Annotated in this window: 11 protein-coding genes, 1 tRNA gene and 1 pseudogene; 6 read left to right on the forward strand and 7 right to left on the reverse strand. The window is 32.2% G+C overall.

The features are described from left to right. Nucleotides 1-358: 358 nt before the first annotated feature. The 5 genes from GMC_RS0104690 to GMC_RS0104715 all read right to left on the reverse strand — a co-directional run bounded on the left by GMC_RS0104690 (nucleotide 359) and on the right by GMC_RS0104715 (nucleotide 11,489). Nucleotides 359-2,380 carry a galactose-binding domain-containing protein gene (locus GMC_RS0104690; RefSeq protein ID WP_010521048.1) on the reverse strand — a complete coding sequence of 674 codons (2,022 nt, stop codon included), beginning with the start codon at nucleotides 2,378-2,380 and terminating at the stop codon, nucleotides 359-361. A gap of 88 nt (nucleotides 2,381-2,468) precedes the next feature. Beyond that, nucleotides 2,469-6,071, reverse strand: a complete 3,603-nt coding sequence (locus GMC_RS0104695; RefSeq protein ID WP_010521049.1) for a galactose-binding domain-containing protein — start codon at nucleotides 6,069-6,071, stop codon at nucleotides 2,469-2,471. A gap of 492 nt (nucleotides 6,072-6,563) precedes the next feature. Next, complete coding sequence (locus GMC_RS0104700) at nucleotides 6,564-9,491, reverse strand: FAD-binding and (Fe-S)-binding domain-containing protein (RefSeq protein ID WP_010521050.1); 2,928 nt, start codon at nucleotides 9,489-9,491, stop codon at nucleotides 6,564-6,566. A gap of 262 nt (nucleotides 9,492-9,753) precedes the next feature. Next, nucleotides 9,754-10,848 carry a redox-regulated ATPase YchF gene (gene ychF / locus GMC_RS0104710; RefSeq protein WP_010521051.1) on the reverse strand — a complete coding sequence of 365 codons (1,095 nt, stop codon included), beginning with the start codon at nucleotides 10,846-10,848 and terminating at the stop codon, nucleotides 9,754-9,756. Between the two features lie 221 nt (nucleotides 10,849-11,069). After that, entirely contained in the window at nucleotides 11,070-11,489 is a 420-nt protein-coding gene (locus tag GMC_RS0104715; protein ID WP_010521052.1) for a DUF2147 domain-containing protein, read from the reverse strand. Nucleotides 11,490-11,656: 167 nt separating this feature from the next. Here GMC_RS0104715 and GMC_RS0104720 point away from each other — a divergent pair. From GMC_RS0104720 to GMC_RS0104745, 6 genes and pseudogenes are all read left to right on the forward strand, one after another. After that, nucleotides 11,657-11,744, forward strand: a tRNA-Ser gene (locus GMC_RS0104720). A 291-nt stretch (nucleotides 11,745-12,035) separates the two neighbouring features. Beyond that, nucleotides 12,036-12,711: pseudogene (locus tag GMC_RS19070) on the forward strand (TetR/AcrR family transcriptional regulator). Between the two features lie 6 nt (nucleotides 12,712-12,717). Beyond that, a complete protein-coding gene (locus tag GMC_RS0104730) occupies nucleotides 12,718-14,397 on the forward strand; it encodes a peptidase domain-containing ABC transporter (protein ID WP_010521054.1) in 1,680 nt (559 codons plus the stop codon). After that, complete coding sequence (locus GMC_RS0104735) at nucleotides 14,390-15,769, forward strand: HlyD family secretion protein (RefSeq protein WP_010521055.1); 1,380 nt, start codon at nucleotides 14,390-14,392, stop codon at nucleotides 15,767-15,769. The genes GMC_RS0104730 and GMC_RS0104735 overlap by 8 nt, the downstream gene beginning before the upstream one ends. After that, on the forward strand, nucleotides 15,769-17,187 hold the full coding sequence (locus tag GMC_RS0104740) for a TolC family protein (protein ID WP_010521056.1): 1,419 nt from the start codon (nucleotides 15,769-15,771) through the stop codon (nucleotides 17,185-17,187). The genes GMC_RS0104735 and GMC_RS0104740 overlap by 1 nt, the downstream gene beginning before the upstream one ends. A gap of 619 nt (nucleotides 17,188-17,806) precedes the next feature. Next, nucleotides 17,807-18,346 (forward strand): hypothetical protein, encoded by a 540-nt coding sequence (locus GMC_RS0104745; protein WP_010521057.1) that lies wholly within the window; start codon nucleotides 17,807-17,809, stop codon nucleotides 18,344-18,346. Nucleotides 18,347-18,472: 126 nt separating this feature from the next. Here the strand turns inward: GMC_RS0104745 and GMC_RS0104750 are convergent, their stop codons facing one another. Next, on the reverse strand, nucleotides 18,473-19,444 hold the full coding sequence (locus GMC_RS0104750; protein WP_010521058.1) for a lipid A-modifier LpxR family protein: 972 nt from the start codon (nucleotides 19,442-19,444) through the stop codon (nucleotides 18,473-18,475). Nucleotides 19,445-19,799: 355 nt separating this feature from the next. Continuing rightward, complete coding sequence (locus GMC_RS0104755; protein ID WP_010521059.1) at nucleotides 19,800-21,593, reverse strand: M61 family metallopeptidase; 1,794 nt, start codon at nucleotides 21,591-21,593, stop codon at nucleotides 19,800-19,802. Between the last annotated feature and the right edge of the window lie 145 nt (nucleotides 21,594-21,738).

Genomic DNA, 21,738 nt, shown 5'->3' on the forward strand with positions numbered 1-21,738 from the left:
TTAATACCATCGCTGGGAATGGAATCGAGTTCTGAAATAATAATAATAATAATAATAATACCAGAAAGACTATCAAAACTCTTTCGCATATCGGTTGGTGGGACGTATAAAGTATAGCTGTTTGTAGAGCTTAAAGCTAGCATATCTATGTCTTTAAAGTTTATTCAAACTTAAAACACAACTATAAAATTTAAAATATGTATTTGCTCGGATGGATACGTTTCCTTTGTAATTAAAGTGCATAAAAAAAGTAGGGAAGATTTTATCTTCCCTACTTTATATCGTTTCCGATGTTAAATTTTTCTACTTAAAATCAGAGTTGATATTACAAATTTTATTATGGTTTAGTCTTTATCTATTAATGAGCAACCACAATTCTGTGTACTTCTTGTCTATTTCCTCCAGAAACTTTTAGTAAGTAAATACCATTACTTAAAGACTCTAGGTTGATAGTACTTACTGAACTTAAATCAGTTTCAGAAATTACTTTACCTTTTAAATCATAAATAGTTGCAGTATCAAAATCCTCAATACCAGCTAGCGTTAAAACATCAACAACTGGATTTGGATAAGCTTTTGTAGTATTGAAAGCTGCATCCGAGTCTAAAATTTTTGCTCCACTACCTGTACTTAAAGTAATTTTTTCTAAGTTCCATTGCCACTGATTACTTCCTGTTGCATTGATTCTTACAGTATGAGAGCCTGCTGATAAATTAACCGTACTTCCAGCTCTTAAAGCTCTAAAATCATTCCATTGCCCATTATTAGGAACATTGTCAGTAGAAACAATATTTCCATCAATCAAAAATTGAATTTGAGCATTATCTGAAGGGGAAGATATCATGTAATCGATAGTATAAATCCCAGCAGTAGCAACATTAATATTATAAGTTACATAATCTCCAGAATTTACATAATTAATATTAGCACCAGCATTATTAACACCTAAACCTGGTCCACCTGCAAAAGCATCATTAATAGTACCATTTGTACTATTAAAATCTTCAGCTTCAATTACTAAAGTTGCATTTGTATTTGGAGGAGTACCACCTCCACCAGAACCTTCAGTTCCATTAACAACTAATTCGCTAATATGTAAAAAATTTGAACCTGCTAATTGTACACGAACATATCTACCTGATCTATTTGCCTGGATTGTTGTAGGGGTACCTGCATTACCCGATGTAAAAAAGTTACCAACACCATTTTGGTTAATTGTTGTATTTAAATTTTTAGAACTAAATGGCGTATTAGAAACTAATACATGAAAATTACTTAATCTTTCTGCACAACAATCAGTTCTATTAAATACTTGTATGGTTGAAATATCTGAAACTACACCTAAATCAACTTCTACCCATGCATTTTGATCATTTTCAGTATGATTAAAGCTATTTGGATTTCCATCATTTGCTAATGATGCAGGCGAACCATTTAAATAGTTACTAGATTGAGTAACTGGTTTATTTAATGCAATATTATCTCCTCCTGTAACTGGAGGGGTACCTGGATCAACAGGTCCACCTTGCCCATCAACTAATTTATAGGTATGTACCCAATCCACTCTCATAGTATTTACACTATCATCATTCAAATGCTCTCTAAGAGCAAGACCTCCTAAAAAGTTTTCATCAGCAGTCCATAAATCCCAAATTAAGTTTAAATCTCTTGCAAAAATAATTTCTGGATATGTTCTTCCACTTCTATCCTCTCCGACTCTTACACTTCCTGCTTCTTCACCATCAAGATAAAAAGTCATATTTTTTTCATCTTTCCACCATACTCCTACTACGTGATAATCTTCGTTCCAACGCACTCCTCTTTTAGGATTATTGGCCGATAAATTTCTATTGTCAAAGTTATCCGCATTTCTTACTGTAAATCCGTTTGTTGCCTGAAAATATTGAGAATTCATTTGCCAAGGAAAGTTTGGTTGACAACCACAACTTGGTCTCGAATTATTTTCTATTACATCAATTTCATCTCTCCCCTCTAAATTTCCATTATTTAGCCAGAATGTATTATATGCAGATAAATGAGCAGTAATAATTCTACTCTCCGTATACATTGGATACTTTATTTGTGCATTTGAATAAATCCTTGAACTATGAAAATAAGTTGGATCTGGACCTTCAGTGGCTTTAATCCATAAATTTCCATCAGAAACACCCGAATTTTCTGCCACCATAAGAGTAGGTGTGTTAGGATATTGCCATAATTCTTTTCTCCATTTTACGGTATCAAATCCATTGTTAAATTCATCTGTCATTTCAGGATAAACTTCCCATGTTTTACCAGGAGGAGGTGTAGGTTGAGCATAAGCAGAAAATGCTGAACCAGCTAGTATAGCGGTAGCAATGCTTTTTTTTAAGTAATTCATTTTTAGCTTAGTTTTTAGAAAAACAGAAGAGCTTTTATACTCTTCTGCAATTAAATTTATATTTATTTAGTTATTTATTATTATTTGACTAATGTCTAACTACTACTTTTTGTAGTTCTTGTTTAACAGCCCCTTTGATTTGAACGATGTAAACTCCATTACTAACGTTACTTAAATCGATACTTTGCGTTTTTGTTAAGTCTACTTCAATTACATTTGATCCATCCAAACTATACAAGGTAGCTGAGTCAAATTCATCAACATTACTAAAGTTTAAATTTGTAGCTACAGGATTTGGATATATATTAACTGAAGGTAATAACTCATCGCTTAATGCTTTTGCTCCACTATTTCCAGTGCTTAATGTAATTCTATCTAAATTCCATTGCCATACATTACTTCCTGTTGCATTAATTCTAATTGTATGTGCACCAGCAGACAAATTAACTGTACTTGAAGCATTGATAGCTCCAAAAGTATCCCATGCACCATTATTTGATACATTATCAGTAGCAGCAACAACACCATCAACTACAAATTGAATTTGTGAATTATCAGATGGAGTTGAAATTAAATACTCAATTGAATAATCTCCAGCTGTAGCAACATTAATATTGTATGTAGCAAAATCACCAGAATTCACATAATTTATATAAGCACCAGCGTCATTTACACCAAGACCAGGTCCTCCTGCAAAAGCATCATTAAATGTACCGTTAGTAGTTGCAAAATCTTCTGCCTCTATAACTAAAGTAGCGCTACCACCACCTGTTGTAGGAGTTCCGCCTCCTGTATTAGTTCCTTCAGTCCCATTAACCACTAATTCTTGTACATGTAAGAAGTTTGATCCTGCCAATTGAACTCTAACATATCTACCTGTTCTATTTACATCAATCAAAGTAGGAGAACCAGCATTACCTGAAGTAAAGAAGTTACCCACACCAGATTGATTTATTGTTGCATTTAAGTCAGTAGATGAGAAAGGAGTATTAGAAACCAAAACATGGAAGTTACTTAATCTTCCTTCACAACAGTCTGTTCTATTAAATACCTGTATTGTTGTTATATCAGATACCGATCCTAAATCAACTTGCAACCATGCATTTGTATCATTATTAGTATGATTGATAGTGCTTTGGTTGCCATCAACTGCTAAAGAAGCTGGACTTCCTCCAAGATAATTACTTGATTGTGTTGCTGGTTTATTTAAGGCTATATTATTTCCTGATGGAATAACTGGAGGGGTACCTCCGCCTGTATTAGTAGCATTTACAGTTACATTTGTTGTATCAGTAAAGTTTCCATTAGCTGTAGTTGCTGTAATTACAGCACTACCTGCATTTACTCCAGTTACTACTCCAGAACCATTAACTGTAACTACGTTTGTATTACTTGAACTCCAAGTTACTGATTGATTAGTTGCATTTGAAGGAGTCACACTTGCTGATAAAGTTCCTGTTTGCCCTTCATCAATAGTTAAACTAGCTGGTGTTACATTTACTCCTGTAGCATCAACAATGTCTGGCTGGTCTGTAGGGTTTGATCTTCCCGGAGTTTTACTGAAATCCCAAGTTAATAGATTTACAATATTTACTTCTCCTACATGTTGAAAATCAACTACAATAGTATTGTTTCTTTGTACTAAACTAGCAGGAACTGGAATTTCTAAAGCTCCAAACCATTTAGATCTAAATTGTTGCTCACCTCTCCAATCGAATGGTACATCAACATCAACTCCATTAAATGTGAATTTATTTAATGATAAAAATCCATTTTCAGTTTGTGGAGCATCAAAAAGAGTTACAGTCATTTTAACCATTGCTTCAGCTTGGTTAGGATTAGCTGGAACATCAACATTATTTACAAAAAATGTATTATCTCCACCTTGAATATTTACTCTTTGGTCATCACTTACAGGTTCTCCATAAAATTTATTCTCAACAGAAGTTTCATTAACCGCAACTGCATTAGGGAATGTATACTTCAATATCATTGTAGCTTCAGGATTAACTGTAACTGAAGATGGAATATTATTTGTAGTGTTATCAGATAATACAATATCTCTAACACCTTCTAAGTATAAATGTTTTATTCTTACACTTGTTGCATTGTTATTATTGTCTTCAAAAAAGTTTAAATCAATAGTTGTTGCTTGTTCTTGTAGATTATTAAGAATTAAATAAACTTCATTTCCATCAACATAACTATCTACTTGAATATCTGGATCAGAAGACATCGTATCAACTCTGGTTCCATCAACATCTGCCCACAATTCATACCACTTTACTAACTCACTACGTTCCCATTCACCATCACCATCATCATCACGAAGCGTTTTGTAATGATAAACAACTTCAGGAATTCCATCACCATTACTATCTATATCTCTAAACTGTGCTTTTAATAAGTGAAAAGGCATTGATAATTCTATATAATCTGGTCTTTCCAAAAACTGCATCATCATAGCACTAAATGGTTTTAAGTTTTCCCAGTCGTAACGTGTATCATGAGGCATCGGATCCCATGCATTTGCTACTGCACCATATTCAGAAATAATTACTGGCTTTCTATTATTTTTTCCGTTTTTGTAAACATCATACCATTCTAACATTTCCAATGTAGCTTCCACATGACCCCCAGATCGTCTTTGCCCTCCATTGTTTTGATAACGAGGCCAGTCATAAAAATGCACAGAGTAAAAATCCATATTTTCACCAGCTCTGTCTAAAAACTCTTTCCAAATTACATCCCATTGATACCAATCTACATCACTTGGCAATGCAAATAGAGGCGTATCAACTTGACTTCTAGCATAATCTACTGCTACCTGATCGGCTGCTGTAGTTCCATAAAAATTTGCCACGTAATTAGGATCTCTAAATCTAGAAAAACCATCACCTCTAAAAAGGTCATGTAATCCCCAAGTCATACCTCCAATTTTTGGAGCTCTGCTACCTAATCTTTCTTTAATACCTTTTGCTACTAAATTATGATATTCCATAACATCTTCCCAACTAGACATCATAAATTGACCTGTATTTAATTCAAAATCAGGTTCATTTATTACTTCCCAATATTCTGGTATTTGGACTCCTTCTTCACTTGCATTTTCAACAAAAAATTCTTCTAAATACTGAACCATCCATTCAGCAGAAGTTTCAATATCTTGAGGTATCCAAATAAATCCATTTTCACGCCCCCATGCTGAACCATTTAAACCATTATCAAAATAAGATAAGGTTGGATACGTTGGATGCGCATTTGTTCCCATTATTGCTCCTTTACCTTGTTTTTCTTTAAAAGGTAATAAGCCTCTATCTGTAATTCGTTGTTGATATTCCCCTTTCCAAAAATCCAACAATACAGTTAAACTGTCTGGATCGTGATGGTTTCTATTATTTTCATCTTCAGGAGTGAACTGGTGTAAAAAAGAAGCAATACCATTATCACGTCCTAATTGAATATCCAATTCATTAAATAAATAATCGGCTTGATCTACTTCTCCTTCCCAAGCATTTTCATAAAGACTGGCGTGCATAGTAATATGCCTATCCCTTCCAAAATCAGATACTCCTCCTACAGAATGTTTAATGTTAAGATTAACATCAACATTTGCTGTTTGAGCTACAATCAAATTACCAACGAACATAAGAAGACCTACTCCCAGTGTTCTCTTTAATTTTAATTTCATAACAAGTTTAGTTTTGAGTTATTTTTCATATGTATTTAAGTTATTTTGATTAATGAATTCCTAAGTACACTTATTATTTACACCTATATGTTAAAAAAACGTTATAGCCATAATAAAACCTTTAAAAATGAATGAATCTTAAAAATTCAATTACCAGGGAATAAATATATTAATAAAAACCTATTAAAAACATCAAATTGAAACCACTAATATTAAAAATCAGGTAATTAGAGTAAGAATCGGCGTAAATGAATACTTACAAATTATTCCATTAACAATTTATACACATTTTTAGCAATAACTCAATAAACATTGGCTTAAATTAAATTATTAATAAAAAAAACACTGCAAAATTTCAAATAAAATACAAAAAACATAGATTAAATACACAAGTAGAAATGTAGTACTTGCATATACTAAATTGAATTTTATTTAAAAAAAAGTGCTTTTTTAACAGTTGTTAGATAGAAAAAAGCAGCTTTTTTTATGTTTTTATGGGTTTTGGACAGAAGTTTGCAACAAAAAAGTGCTAAGTATGCTTACAGGATGATCAATTTTACTACCTATAGCGTCTTTTATTTGAGTTCTACAGCTTGTTCCTGTAGCTGCAATGAGAGTTGTACTATCAGAATTTTTAATTTTCGGAATCAAAGATAATTCGGCAATTTGCATACTGGTTTTATAATGTTCCTTTTCATAACCAAATGATCCTGCCATTCCGCAACAACCAGAATTGATAATAGTAACTGTATTATTTTTTGGAAGATTTAATATTTTAAATGTTTTTGATATATCTGATAATACCTTTTGATGGCAATGTACGTGTAACTTAGTTTTTTGTTTTGCATCAGAAAATTGACTAGATTGAATATTTCCTAAATCTATTTCCTGAGCTAAAAATTCATCAATTAATAACACATTTTTTGCCAATTTACTTGCCGCTTTTTTGTCATCGGCTAATACCAAGTATTCATCTCTAAAGCTCAAAATGGCTGAAGGCTCTATGCCCACCAAAGGCACATCTTTTGAAACTAATTCTTCAAAAATAGCTACATTCTGGTTTGCTATTTTTTTAGCTTCTTTTAAAAATCCTTTAGATAACAACGCCCTACCACTTTGTTTGTGCTTAACAAAATTAACTTTATAGTTTAATGCTGTTAATAAAGCTATAGTATCTTTTCCTACCTGAACGTCAATGTAATTTGTAAATTCATCAATAAAAATGTACAATTCTTTTACGGGAGTAGCTATAACTGTTGTTTTTAAATATTTGACCAACCAGTTTGTTAAAGACTGCCTGTTTACATTGGGCAACTTACGTTCATTTGCAATACCTAGCAGTTTTTTTATAAACGTTGATGTTATTCTGTTATTAAATGTAAAGTTTGCTATTGGTGCTGTTTTTGAGGCTATGCTGTTCAACGAGTCATTAAAAGCAAAAACCTTGTCGCGTAATGATACCCCATTGGTTTTGTTATATTGATAAAGAAATTCTGCTTTTAATAGGCTTACATCAACATTGGAAGGACATTCACTTGCACAAGCTTTACAACTTATACACAAATCAAACACCTCTTTTAACGCTTTGCTATCAAATTGATTTTTTTTGTTGGAATTAGTCAACACCTCCCTTAATGCATTTGCTCTTGCTCGAGTAGTGTCTTTTTCGTTTTTAGTTGCTCTATAACTTGGACACATACCCCCTCCTGCATCCACAGATTTTCTGCAATCACCACTACCATTGCACTTTTCAGCCGCTCGCAAAATACCTTTTGATGCTGAAAAATCAATGACAGTTTTAATATTTGGAACTTCTACATCTACTTCATAACGCAAATTTTTATCAATTGGTAAGGGGTTTATGATTTTACCTTGATTAAAAATTCCCTCAGGGTCAAACGCTTTTTTTATTTGCTTTAATAGCTCATAATTTTCGTTTCCTATCATTTGCGGAATATAATTGGAACGCACAATCCCGTCGCCATGTTCACCGCTCATTGACCCTTGATACTTTTTTACTAAAAGTGCTACTGCATCAGTAATTTCTTTAAATAAAATAACATCGGTACTTTTTTTCAAATTTAAAATTGGACGTAAATGAATTTCACCTGCACCAGCATGCGCATAATAAACAGCATCTTGCTTAAAATTTTTCATTAATTGTGTGAAGTCGTCAATATACGGCGCAAGATCACTAATGGCTACAGCTGTATCTTCAATACAGGCTACTGCTTTATTGTCACCAACCATATTACCTAATAGACCTAGTCCCGCTTTTCGTAATTCTAGTGCTTTGGTAATATCATTATCATATAATACTGGTAAATCATCACTTAATCCTGAAAATTCTAAAGTTTCCAACAGGGCTGCTACTTGTTTTTCTAATTTATTCTTGGAATCCGCCCTTAACTCCAACATCAATATTGCCTTAGGATCTTCCTTTACAAAAAATCGATTTTTAGATTGTTCTATATTATTTTTAGTACAATCCAAAATGGTTTTATCCATCATTTCGCACGTATATAAATGATGCTTCATCACCAGAGCAACGGCTTTCATACAAGCTTCAATGGTACTAAAATGTGCAGCTATCATGGCTGCTTTATGGGGAGGTAAATCTTCTAATTGAAGTGTAATTTCAGTTGTTATTGACAAGGTTCCTTCGCTTCCCGCAAGGAGGTCACATAAATTTATTGTATCGCCTGTATTATAAAATGAATTTTTAAGTAATACATCTAATGCGTAACCCGTATTTCTGCGATGTATTTCGGGCTTTGGGTAATTATTTAGTATTTGTTTTTGATTAGCTGTACTATTAAGTATATTATTAACTGCATTATACACCTTTCCTTCCTGATCTTTTTGATCCAACTTTTGCTCGAATTCTTTTTTTGATAGCTCCGAAAAAATAGCTTCTCTTCCGTCAGAAAGTATGGTGGTCATTTTGACAATTTTATCACGCGTTACACCATAGCGAATGCTTGTAGTTCCACTACTGTTATTGCCCACCATACCGCCGAGCATACACCTATTTGATGTGGAAGTATTAGGTCCGAAAAACAAGCCGTATGGCGCCAAAAACCTATTCAAATCATCGCGAATAACGCCAGGTTGTACGGTCACGGTTTTAGCAACGGTATCCAGTGAAATTATTTTAGTCAAATATTTTGATACATCAACTATCAATCCAGTTCCTACGCATTGACCTGCTAAAGAAGTTCCTGCGGTTCTTGGAATTAAGTTCAAATGATTTTGGAGGGCGAAATTTACTATTTCTTGTATGTCTTGAGTATGCTTTGGAAAAACAACTGCTAAAGGCAATTTTCGATATACTGAGGCATCAGTTGCATAAATCATTTTAGTCAACTCATCGTAATTGACTTCACCTTCAATTTTATCTTGTAATGCTTCCCAATTCATTCTAATCCCTAAAATAGTTATACCGCAAATATATTGATTTAGATAATTGGGCTTCTTAGTTTTTTAGTTGTTGGTCTTGGGGTGTGGAGTATTGGAATATAGACAATAGGTAGTAGGCGGTGCGATGTGGATGTTTAACATTTGTTTGGTTGCTTGTTGGTATTTATTGAAAAAAATCAATCATTTACAAAAAAAAACCACACCATTTGAAAATGATGTGGCTATTATTTTTATCAAAAAAGTTTGAAGCTCAATATTGATTTTAAACATTAAAAAGGAAATGCATAACGTCACCATCCTTTACTACATAATTTTTACCTTCAACATTCAATTTTCCTGCTTCGCGAGCTTTAGTTTCGCTACCTAAGGCAACATAATCAGAGTAAGCTATAACTTCAGCTCTAATAAAACCTTTTTCAAAATCAGTATGTATTATACCTGCTGCTTGTGGTCCAGTAGCACCTATTGGAATGGTCCATGCCCGAACTTCTTTTTCTCCTGCGGTAAAATAAGTTTGCTGATTTAATAATTTATAAGCTGCTCTAATTAAAACAGCCGCACCTGGCTCTTCCAGCCCAACATCTTGCAAAAACATTTGACGCTCTTCATAATCTTCCAATTCATTAATATCAGCTTCAGTACCCACTGCTAAAATAATAACCTCAGCATTTTCATTAGCCACTGTTGCTTTTACTTTTTCAACATAAGCATTTCCTGAAACTGCAGCCCCTTCATCTACATTACATACATACAACACTGGTTTATCGGTAATTAATTGCAATTGCGATACAATCTCTTCTCTTTCATCATCTGTAAATTCAATAGCTCTTACCGAAATACCTCCTTCCAGTTGTTCTTTAATTTTTAAAAGAATAGCTTCTTCTTTTTGTGCCTCTTTATTTCCTGTACGCGAAGCTCGCTTTACTTTATCTAATTTTTTTTCAACTGCATCAAGATCCTTCAACTGCAATTCAATATCAATAGTTTCTTTATCTCGAATTGGATCTACGGATCCATCAACATGAACTATGTTATCATTGTCAAAACAACGCAACACATGGATAATGGCATCAGTTTCCCTAATGTTTGCTAAAAATTGATTCCCTAACCCTTCTCCTTTACTGGCTCCTTTTACCAAACCTGCAATATCAACAATTTCAACCGTTGCTGGTATTACACGCTCCGGATTGACTAATGACTCCAATTTTTCTAACCTTGGATCCGGAACATTTACAACACCAACATTGGGTTCAATTGTACAAAATGGGAAATTAGCACTTTGTGCTTTTGCGTTAGATAAACAATTAAATAATGTTGACTTTCCAACATTTGGTAATCCTACTATACCAGCTTTCATTCGGTGTTGTTTTTAAATTGTTTCTAATACTTATAAGCGGTTAGAAAACAATTTTTCTATTACGAGAATAATCTCAACTAAAAATATTTTCACTATGTGAATTAAACGACTGCAAATATAAGTGGCTTTAAGCTGGTATACAATGGAGCTTGAAATAATATTATCACTAATTTTAAATTTGAATAGTATTCTGAAAATCAATACATACTAAAATCAGATTTTTACTTTTTACGAAGCCAATATTGCGTTCTTCCCAATAACGAAAAACCTATATATCCTCTAACTTTTAATTTGTTAGTTGCTACCAATTCCAAATAACACTTGTATACGTTACCCGATTCAGGATCGGTAATCGTTCCTCCATTATATTCATCTTCATCCTTTTCAAGATCTTCAATAATAACCATTCCTAAAATTTTTTGCCCTTTTTTATCCCCTTCACAAGCTTCACAAACCGCGTTTGGAGCTCCTTTAAATTTTTCAACTATTTTCCCAAAATACTGCTCATTCTTTTTGAAGATTTCTACAACCGATCGTTTTTCGCCTGTTTTATCATCATAAGTTTCCCAATATCCTTCAATTTGCTGAGAAAAACCGACATTTATCCAAAAAAGCACACTCCATGCTACTAAAAATTTCATACTGTAAATCGTTTATTTATTTAAAGAAATGAAAATACTATTATTTACAACTAACTTTAAATGACTTCATGTTTTTTTATTGTTAACAAAAATAATTTCACATCGTTTTAATTTTTCTGTTTGAAATCATGAAGATAAAGCTTAGATTTGCGCCCTTACAATTTTAAAGAGAGGTGGCCGAGTGGTCGAAGGCGCACGCCTGGAAAGTGTGTATACACCAAAAGTGTATCGAGGGTTCGAATCCCTTCCTCTCTGCTAAAGCTTTCCTAATTAAAACCTCCTTATTCAACAGGAGGTTTTTTTATACATCAACTTTTTTAGCTATTGAGCAACTGATAACTTCACCTGAATAGTATTTTCACATATAAAATGAAAATCACGATCCTAATTAGTTTGCTTTTAGTAAAATGAACCATTTCCTGAATTTAGCTAGGTCATTCTTCCGAAATCAAAAGCAATTACTAAAAGCAATCAACTCTTAAATAAATGTTAAAGCACACAAATATAATAGTAATACTATTATATTTGTGTGTATAATATATTTAAATGGACGGGTTACTTGTAAATATTAAAATTAGCGTAAATGAAAAAATTTACCTTAAAGATCCAGAAAGCTCAGCCTTAGGAAAGCGTATTTTAAAACACAGTATCGAATTAATTCACGCGATCGGTTTTGAGAACTTCAATTTTAAAAAGTTAGGGAATGAAATTGGCTCAAATGAAAGTTCCATTTACAGGTATTTTGAAAACAAACACAAGCTTTTACTTTACCTGACTTCATGGTACTGGGGTTGGTTGGAATATAAATTAGTTTTTTCTACTAACGGTATTTCAAATACTGCGGACAAATTAGTGCGAGCGATCGAGATTATTTGTGATGTCATTCAGGAAGACTCGCGTTTTTCGCACATAAATGAAGTAAAACTTAGCCAAATTTTAATTTCCGAATACAGTAAATCCTACCTAACCAAGGAAGTAGACACTGAAAACAAAGAAGGTTATTTTTCCATTTATAAACGACTTATCATTCGAGTAAAAGAAATGATAGAAAACGTTAACCCTACATACCAATATCCAGCATCTTTAGCAAGTTCAGTTGTTGAAGGTGCTTTACATCAACATTTTTTTAAGAGAACATTTCCCCTCAATTACCGATTGTTCTGACACAAAAACAACCACTTCCTTTTACTGCGATTTAGTTTTAAAAACAATAATAAAATAGCTAACTATGATTACAGAATCTAAAACTCCATGGCAACGCTTTACTAGTTTACTGGAACTAGACCGAAAAGATATCCGCCAGATATTTTACTATGCTATTTTTGCTGGTTTGGTCGCCTTAACACTTCCGTTAGGAATTCAGGCCATAATTAATTTAATTCAAGGAGCACAAGTAAGTAGTTCCTGGGTAATACTTGTGGTACTAGTTACCGTTGGAGTTGCCTTTCAGGGAATATTACAATTAATGCAACTGCGTATTTTAGAAAATATGCAGCAAAAAATATTTGCTCGTGCCTCATTTGAATTTACTTACCGTTTTCCAAAAATTAAGCTTGAAGAATTACGAAATCATTATCCACCAGAGTTAGCCAATCGTTTTTTTGATATTTTAACCGTACAAAAAGGATTATCGAAAATACTAATTGATTTTCCAGCGGCAGGCTTACAAATTATTTTTGGGTTGATATTATTATCCTTTTATCACACCTTTTTTATCCTTTATGGATTTCTTTTAATAGGACTTATATACATTGTATTTACATTAACAGCCAAAAAGGGTATGGATACCAGTCTTAAAGAATCCAAAGGAAAGTATAAAGTTGCACATTGGATACAAGAGGTAGCGCGTTCATTAATTAGTTTCAAAATTTCAAGCAAAACTACCTTGGTGCTTGAACGTAATGATAAACTAACGTTAGACTATATTAACGCGCGCGAAAGTCACTTTAGGATTTTAATGATTCAGTTTGCTCAAATGATTGGTTTCAAAATTTTGGTTACCGCTGGATTACTAATTATTGGAGGTCTATTGGTACTTAATCAGCAAATGAATATTGGACAATTTGTTGCTGCCGAAATTATTATTTTATTGGTCATTGGTTCGGTTGAAAAACTAATTAAAGGTTTAGAATCATTTTACGATGTCCTTACTTCTTTAGAAAAAATTGGACAGGTTGTAGATAAAGAATTGGATAATGAAGACGGTGTAAATCCTTTTGATACTACTCAAACTACACTTAATGTGGAGCTTGACGAAATTAAATTTACTTCCGCAGATGGTAAAGAAATTATACGATCAGCTAATTTAACTATTATTGAAAAAGATCGAATTCTTTTATTGGGAGCTACTGGTTCAGGAAAATCTACTTTATTCAAAATTATTTCAGGTCTTATTCCTCCTACTAACGGTGTACTATATATAAATGACACCTCAATCCGTGCCATTTCATTAGAAGATTTCCGTACCGAAATTGGAGTTGTTCTTCCTGAGCAATTGCCTTTTGAAGGCACCATTCTTGAAAATATTACACTAGGTAACGCTAATATTTCTCAGGAGCGTTTGCATTGGACCTTAAAAAATACAGGATTATTGAGCTTTATTAAAGAACAACCAAAAGGCATACACACGCAAATACAGTCGGATGGATTGCACATTCCTTATAAAATTGCTAAGCGATTGGTGCTGGCTAGGGCAATAGTTACCAAACCAAAATTGTTATTACTAAAAGATGCTTTGGAAGATTTTGAAACCCAAGAAGCTAAAGATATTATCGACTTTTTAGTCGCCCCTGAAAGACCTTGGGCACTATTTATTGCCAGCCGAAGCTCGCTTTGGGACAATAAATGTAACAAAACAGTAGAGTTAAAAGACGGAGTTTTAATTACTAAATCGGATACAAATGCTTAATATTTCACACAACCAACTGAAAAAGAAAATACCGTTAGAAAGGTTTGAAGCATACCGAGCGGCAACCAAAACTGACCAATACAAATATTTTAATCGTTTTTTGGGTGCAACTGCTATAGTGGGTTTTGTATGCTTGTTTTTACCTTGGACTCAAAATGTGTCTGGTAAGGGTTATGTTACCACCTTAACCCCTGACCAACGACCGCAAACCATACAATCACCCATTCCTGGGAAAATAGAAAAATGGTTTATTCGCGAAGGTGATTTTGTTAAAAAAGGAGATACTATTCTTTTTATTTCCGAAGTAAAAAATGAATACATGGATCCGCGCCTAGTTGAGCGTACCAATACACAACGCGAAGCCAAAAGTAAATCCGTACTTTCATACATTGAAAAAACAAAAGCACTAGATAATCAAGTTGGCGCTTTACAAAATGAACGTCAATTAAAATTAAATCAGGCTAAAAATAAATTAAAGCAAGCTAAACTCAAGGTAATTAGTGATAGTACTGATTTTGTAGCCGTTAAAAACAATTATGACATTACCAAAAGGCAGTATGATCGTACTTTAATCCTCCAGTCCGAAGGGTTAAAAGCAGTTACCGATGTGGAACAAAAACGCTTAAAACTACAGGAAATGCAAGCCAAATTAATTTCGCAAGAAAATAAATTATTGGTAAGCCGAAATGAAATTTTTAATGCGCAACTGGAAATTAGCAGAACCTCTAATGAATATGCTAACAAAATATCCAAATCACGAAGCGATAAATTCACTGCCGAATCCAATCAATTTGATGCTGAAGCCCAAGTTTCCAAATTAGAAACACAAACAGCCAATTATAGCTTACGCAACCAACTTTATTACATTACGGCACCGCAGGATGGATTTATAAATAAAGCAATACGCAGCGGTATTGGCGAAACATTTAAAGAAGGTGAAAAATTAGTTAATATCATGCCCTCCAATTATGACTTGGCAGTGGAAACTTACGTACGACCGATAGATTTGCCTTTAATTCACCTTAATGAAGATATCCGAATACAATTTGATGGTTGGCCTGCTATATTTTTTAGCGGATGGCCAAATGCTTCCTATGGAACATACGGAGGAAAAGTAGTTGCCGTGGAAACTTTTATTAGCGATAATGGGAAGTTTAGAGTACTCATTGCACCAAATAAAGATGACCATAGTTGGCCTGATAAATTAAGGCCTGGTTCTGGTGCAATTACTATTGCTTTACTAGAAAATGTACCTCTTTGGTATGAACTATGGCGACAATTAAATGGCTTCCCACCTAATTACTACGTTCCCGAAGATGGCGCTAAAAAGGATAAAAGCGATATTAAAAAACTTAAAAAAGCTGTAAAATAATGAAGCAATTTTTTTTCCAATTCTCGGTCATATTTATGTTGCTCTGTAAAACGTTTTGTACAGCTCAAAAAATAACAATACCACCAACTGAAATTTTTAGTTATCAGGAGTTTTTAAGTTTTGTTAAAAAACACCATCCAGTAATAAAGCAAGCCAATTTAAACCTAAGTATGGGAGAGGCTAAATTATTAAAATCCAGAGGTGGTTTTGATCCTAAAATTGAAGTTGATTACCAAAATAAAGAATTTAAAAAACAGGAATATTACGATATTTTAAGCGCTACATTTAAAATTCCTACATGGTATGGTATTGAGTTTAAAGCCAATTTTGAAGAAAATACGGGGGTGTTTCTGAATCCGCAAAACAATGTGCCCGATAACGGACTTTATAGTGCTGGTGTTAGTGTATCAGCACTTGAAGGGCTTTTGATTAATGATCGAATGGCTACTTTAAAAAAGGCCAAATACTTTTTAGAACAATCAAGAGCAGAACGAACGTTGCTTACCAACGAATTAATTTACCAAGCTACATTAGCCTATTTTAATTGGATAAAAGCAACTACAGAGGAAACTATTTTTGAAAATTCATTAAAAAATGCTGAAATACGTTTTAACGCTACTAAACGTAGAGTTGAAACTGGCGATAAAGCCGTAATAGATTCGATTGAGGCAAAAATTACTTTTCAAAATAGAGGTTTAGGTTTGGAAGCCGCTAAATTGAAAAGAATAAAAAGTGCTTTCAAAGTAAGTAATTTTCTATGGTTAAATGACATTCCTTTGGAATTACAACCCAACGTAAGACCTAATGTTCCTGAAATTTCAGTTATCAATTCATTATTGCAAATCAATCAGCCTGAAGCTGATAGCTTACTTTTGGAAAACCATCCAAAAATACAATCCTTAAATTTTAAAATTGAAAGTCTAAATGTCGATCGAAGGTTAAAACTTAATAAGTTACTCCCAAAACTTGATTTAAATTACAATTTTATTAGTAGCTCGCCTGAGCAAATTGACACTTTTAATCAAAGAGAATATAAAGCAGGCATTAAATTTAGTACTCCCCTATTTTTGCGTAAAGAAAGGGGTGATTTACGATTATCAAAATTTAAATTACAGGATGCAAACTTTGAGCTTAATGCACAAACACTGGCCATTAGAAATAAAATCAATATTGCTTACGCAGAAATTAATTCACTAGACAAACAATTTATTTTAATTGAAGATATGGTTATTAATTACAGAACCATGCTAGCGGCTGAAGAACGTAAATTCTTTTTAGGTGAAAGCTCCTTATTTTTAGTGAATTCTCGGGAACAAAAATTAATCGATTCGCAATTAAAGCAAAATGAAATTCAAGTCAAATTATTAAATACCAGAGCTAAATTATTTAATAGTCTTGGGCTTTCGCCAGAAGAATAATTGGCTAAATTTAAATATTTAATTCTTTTTTTTGGGGAAAAAGTACAGCACCGATAGATACTTTAAAAAGGTTCCTTAAAAATCTTAAAATCCTTTGATGTTCACCTAAATTAAAAGAAAAAGTAGAAATGATTTAAACCATTTCTAACAGTAAACTAATTTCCCGTTTAAATAGTGCTTATTTTCATGATTATTCAAAGACAGAGTCAGTATTATTTATGCTCTAAAACTGTTTATGACGCTATTTGATCTTTAAAATATTAGACCAAAATACCACAAGCAAAATATTATAATTCAATTACCTTTAGCTATAAAATTCTATTTTGTAGTATCACCTTTATCATCCTCACTCGGAGTAAATAATTATAGCTACAAAGGAACCTATTACTATATTCTCAAATTAAGTCCTCTTTATTTTTAACTCCAGTAGTTTTTTGTTAATAATTATCTAAATCGGAATTTTTAAGAATCAAAATCAAATTACTAGCTTTTTTGATTACAAAAAACAAAATCGATTATTAAATTTACCCCTTGCTAAAATTATGTTAATTTATTAAAAAACGAACCTGTATTGGTTGCTTTAGGTTCGCTATAAATTACATACAAATTAAAAATTATTATGAAAAAGAAAATGATTACTGCTAGCTTACTAACTATATGCATGTTACTAATGCTAACACAATGCAGGGCTGTAAGAACGCTCAACGCAATTAGAACATCCAAACTAGAAATTGATGTATTAAGCCAAGATGAAAAAGAAGTTTATTTCTTTTCAATGATTCATGTAGGGAAAGCTGATTTTTATAAAAAAGTAAGAGAGCATATTAAAAAACTTAAGCAAGATGGTGCTGTGCTTTTTTACGAACAAATAAAAGGATCAGATGAATTATCGGTTAAAGATTCGTTAAAGTTTGCAAAAATTAAAGGAGAATTAGGTAAGTCTGAAGATTACAAGAAAATTTTTGAAGAAGAACTTGGATGGAAACTTGAAGGTCAAGACAATGATTCTTTTTTAAATATTGTAAATTCTAAAGATTACAATGTAGATTTAAATGTGAAGGAAATTTATGGGGCATTACACAAAAAAGGATTATTAAAAGAACTAAAAAAAGTAAATAAAAACTGGAAAATCACAAATAGCTATAATGCCAGTTTTTAATTAACTAAACGTATAAAACTAAGCTTTTTTGTTAAATATAATAAACATTAGCATGGCTAAAGCTGCGTTAATGTTTTATTGAAAAAATTAAGCAGCAGATAAAATATAAGGAAAGGTGCGCCAAAATTAAAACCTAATACCAGTTTTTATGGAACCATAAATATGCCTTTCATTAGGAACAACTCTTTCAAATGTAAAAAAATAAGCCCCACTCAAGTAAAAGTGCTTCCATGATACAAAAATATTGTGGGAAATATGTTGATCAAATACGCTTAATTTTTCAATTTTATGTATAGAATCTTCTCCAAAAATAGTACCCTGTGCTGTTGCATTAAAAGCATTTATTCTTCCCAAAAAACTGAGCTTATAAAATAACTCTATTTTTTTATCCTTTGGGGCTAGTATTTGATTGCCTTCGGCTACAGAAAAATGTAACTTTCGAAACCACCCCAATCGGAATGCAATTTCTGATGATGCATCAATATATAAATTTCCTAATTGTCCTTTTGCAATTCCGTAAAAATTAAACCATTTTAATTGAGGAGTAAAATCATAGATGAAGGCAGTATCAATATTAAAAAGAAACTGATTAGCCAGTTGAAAATCCCAACCTTCCAAAGTACTTTCATTTAAAATTTTGCTATGGAACCAATCTTGAATTTTCTCCGCACCCGATTGCTCACCCATTACCCCTATATGTACATTTGTTTTTAAAATTGACCTTGTATATGTGTTTGTAATGCCAACTCTACTAAATAAAATCCCTGCAAACGGACGATCAAACCTAAAAAGTCGTTTTTCTAAAATTTCACCTGAAATATTGCGGTTTGAAGGTGTAAAAGCCTCCTGTTTAATCGCTAATGTATAAAAATGTGCACTACTTTTTTTAAAAAACTTGTGAGCGCCAATAAATCTATCAGACTTAAAATTGTAAGTTACCCCCACTCCAAAGGAAAAGAACTCGTCTGTTTTTTTCCACCCTACAAAAATATCGTTATCAGTAACAATACCAATATCTCTGGTAAATCCGGAATTTCTCTGACCAAAAAAAAAGCATGGAAATAGTACTGCAATACAGCAAATAAAATTTATTCTCATTTATAATTAGTCCTTTTTATGACGGCTCAATACCTATAGGCGGCAAAAGTTGAATTGTATGAATTAGCCTAAATAGATATTTATGCTATTATCAGCATCAATAAAATTGCCTCATCCAAAAACTAAAATTTTGTATTAAATATTGCTATAATTATTAAGAATATTTTGTAGCGTTGTAACTGCTTGAGATACTGATTTCAAAAAAATTAAATCTATTATTCGATTCAATTTAAAAAATAAAGTACCAAATAATATACGGGATTACAGAAATTATTGTGCTTCGTACCTTAAGCCCTAGTATTTATAAATTATCAGAAAAAAACTAAAGGTTATTAAATTCAAAGTATAAATACATTTATTGCCCTATCCAACCTCGCTTTTTTTCTTCAACTTTAGAACTGATTTTTAATTCAGGTGTTAAAATCGTATTTGGATTAGCTGCTAGCTTTACAGATACATCTTTTTCAACTCCGTTACGGCTATATTTAATACTAACTTTTTTTCCAATTTTGTTTTGGTTCAAAGCATTCTTAAACTGCGTTAAGTTAGAAAACGGCTTGTTATCTAGGGAAATTATAATATCTCCTTTTTCCAAACCGCTTTCGTAAGCAGGTGTTCCTGGAATAGTATACGATACAATTTCTGCTAAATCTTTGTCATTAAAAGCTATTTCCGCACCTAAGTATGGAAGTTCAATAAAAGATATATTAATCCCCATGGACTCTAATATTTTTTGGAAATCAAATTCAGTATTTTTAATTATATAATCTTTGTAAAAATCGCTTGCAAAAAAATCTCCAGCATATTCTCTTAAAGTAGCGTAAATATTTTCATTGGTATAACCTTTATTAGTTTTACCGTATTTAGTCCAGATTAGGCTTATAAAATCATCTAAACTTAAATTTTCTTTGTCCCTAAGTTTTAAATCTAATAATAAAGCAATAACAAATCCATGATCTTCGTAAGGTATATATAAATTATGAGCATTAAGTGCGGTGTTATTTTCTAAATTACTTGCAAAATAGGCGCTCTTTTTACTCATTTCTAAGGTGTTGTTATATTTAAGCGCAGTTGATTTTATAACATCATTTAGTATATAAGAAACTTTTTCAAGATATTTATCTTCAGAAATAATTCTAGCTCTCACCATACTCAATAATCCGTAGTATTTAGAAAATCCTTCTGAAAACCAATATTCAGACGTTTGTACGTTTTCTTGTAAATTGAACGGCTCAAGTGAAACTGGTCTTATTCTTGTTTTATTGTAGGTTTTTGCAAAAAGAGATAACATAGATTCTAGCACTTTTAACGTTCCTAACTCTGCAACAGAGTTGGAATTCAACAAAATAGAAGAGCTTTTATGTTCAATAGCCATATTTTGGTTATAGCCTTTAAAACTTAATATATACAAATACGTTCCATTACTAAAATCAGGATAACTTCCAAAAACTTTGTACTGCTCCTTTATTGCTTCAGTAACCTTATTTAATAGTTCAGTAGCATAACCTTCACTACCTATTATAGCTATTTTTAATTCAAATTGTTTCCCACCAGAATCTAAAGTTTTTTGTACTACATTAAAATTACCTGCAAAAATCGGAGAGTCCATAAAAGCATTTAAATTTTCTGCCTCGTAGATGTTTTCTCCAGAATCTTTTAACTGAGTGGCTATTTTCCATTTTAAATCATCTCTGGAATTAAACTTTAATTTAACAGGTCTGCTGGCTAATTTAGGAACATAAATAAAAGCTGACGGATTATTTAAGATTACTTGGTCTTCAGAAAAATGAGAAAACACACCATCTCTAGTGTCACCAAATAATTTATAACTTATATTAATTTGACCTTTATGCTTTTCAACCAACCACTCACCTAATTTAGGTTGGGTAAATTTCAATTCTTTACCTGATTCATCAGTAATCCTGAAATTATAAATGTTTTGTGAAAATTGATAAAAACCAAAACTTCCTGGAGATTTTTTAGCCATTTTTAAAGTAACGTTTCCAGGTTGTAAATTACTGAATTTGGCTTTGATACTAGCTTCGTGATGTGCCACATTATCAAATGAAATTGAATAAATGTTTTTAACTTGCGAATAAGCAGTGATTACTGTAACAAGAATTAATATCAATGTAATATTAAACTTCATAATTGATAATATTTTTGATCTGCAAAACTACGATATTAATATAGATTTGCAAATAAATATTTAATTGATGCTCTTTAAAAGTAAGTATTTGAGTAATATATCGCAATAAATGAATTACGATTGTAATTTTTTTTGTTATTTAGTC

The sequence above is a fragment of the Aquimarina agarivorans genome (assembly GCF_000218485.1).
GTDB lineage: Bacteria > Bacteroidota > Bacteroidia > Flavobacteriales > Flavobacteriaceae > Aquimarina > Aquimarina agarivorans.

Coding starts and splice junctions, on each gene's coding strand:
- ychF (WP_010521051.1), bottom strand. CDS start 10,848: ATGAAAGCTGGTATAGTAGGATTACCAAATGTTGGAAAGTCAACATTA.
- GMC_RS0104715 (WP_010521052.1), bottom strand. CDS start 11,489: ATGAAATTTTTAGTAGCATGGAGTGTGCTTTTTTGGATAAATGTCGGT.
- GMC_RS0104745 (WP_010521057.1), top strand. CDS start 17,807: ATGAAAAAGAAAATGATTACTGCTAGCTTACTAACTATATGCATGTTA.
- GMC_RS0104750 (WP_010521058.1), bottom strand. CDS start 19,444: ATGAGAATAAATTTTATTTGCTGTATTGCAGTACTATTTCCATGCTTT.
- GMC_RS0104730 (WP_010521054.1), top strand. CDS start 12,718: ATGATTACAGAATCTAAAACTCCATGGCAACGCTTTACTAGTTTACTG.
- GMC_RS0104700 (WP_010521050.1), bottom strand. CDS start 9,491: ATGAATTGGGAAGCATTACAAGATAAAATTGAAGGTGAAGTCAATTAC.
- GMC_RS0104695 (WP_010521049.1), bottom strand. CDS start 6,071: ATGAAATTAAAATTAAAGAGAACACTGGGAGTAGGTCTTCTTATGTTC.
- GMC_RS0104755 (WP_010521059.1), bottom strand. CDS start 21,593: ATGAAGTTTAATATTACATTGATATTAATTCTTGTTACAGTAATCACT.
- GMC_RS0104735 (WP_010521055.1), top strand. CDS start 14,390: ATGCTTAATATTTCACACAACCAACTGAAAAAGAAAATACCGTTAGAA.
- GMC_RS0104740 (WP_010521056.1), top strand. CDS start 15,769: ATGAAGCAATTTTTTTTCCAATTCTCGGTCATATTTATGTTGCTCTGT.
- GMC_RS0104690 (WP_010521048.1), bottom strand. CDS start 2,380: ATGAATTACTTAAAAAAAAGCATTGCTACCGCTATACTAGCTGGTTCA.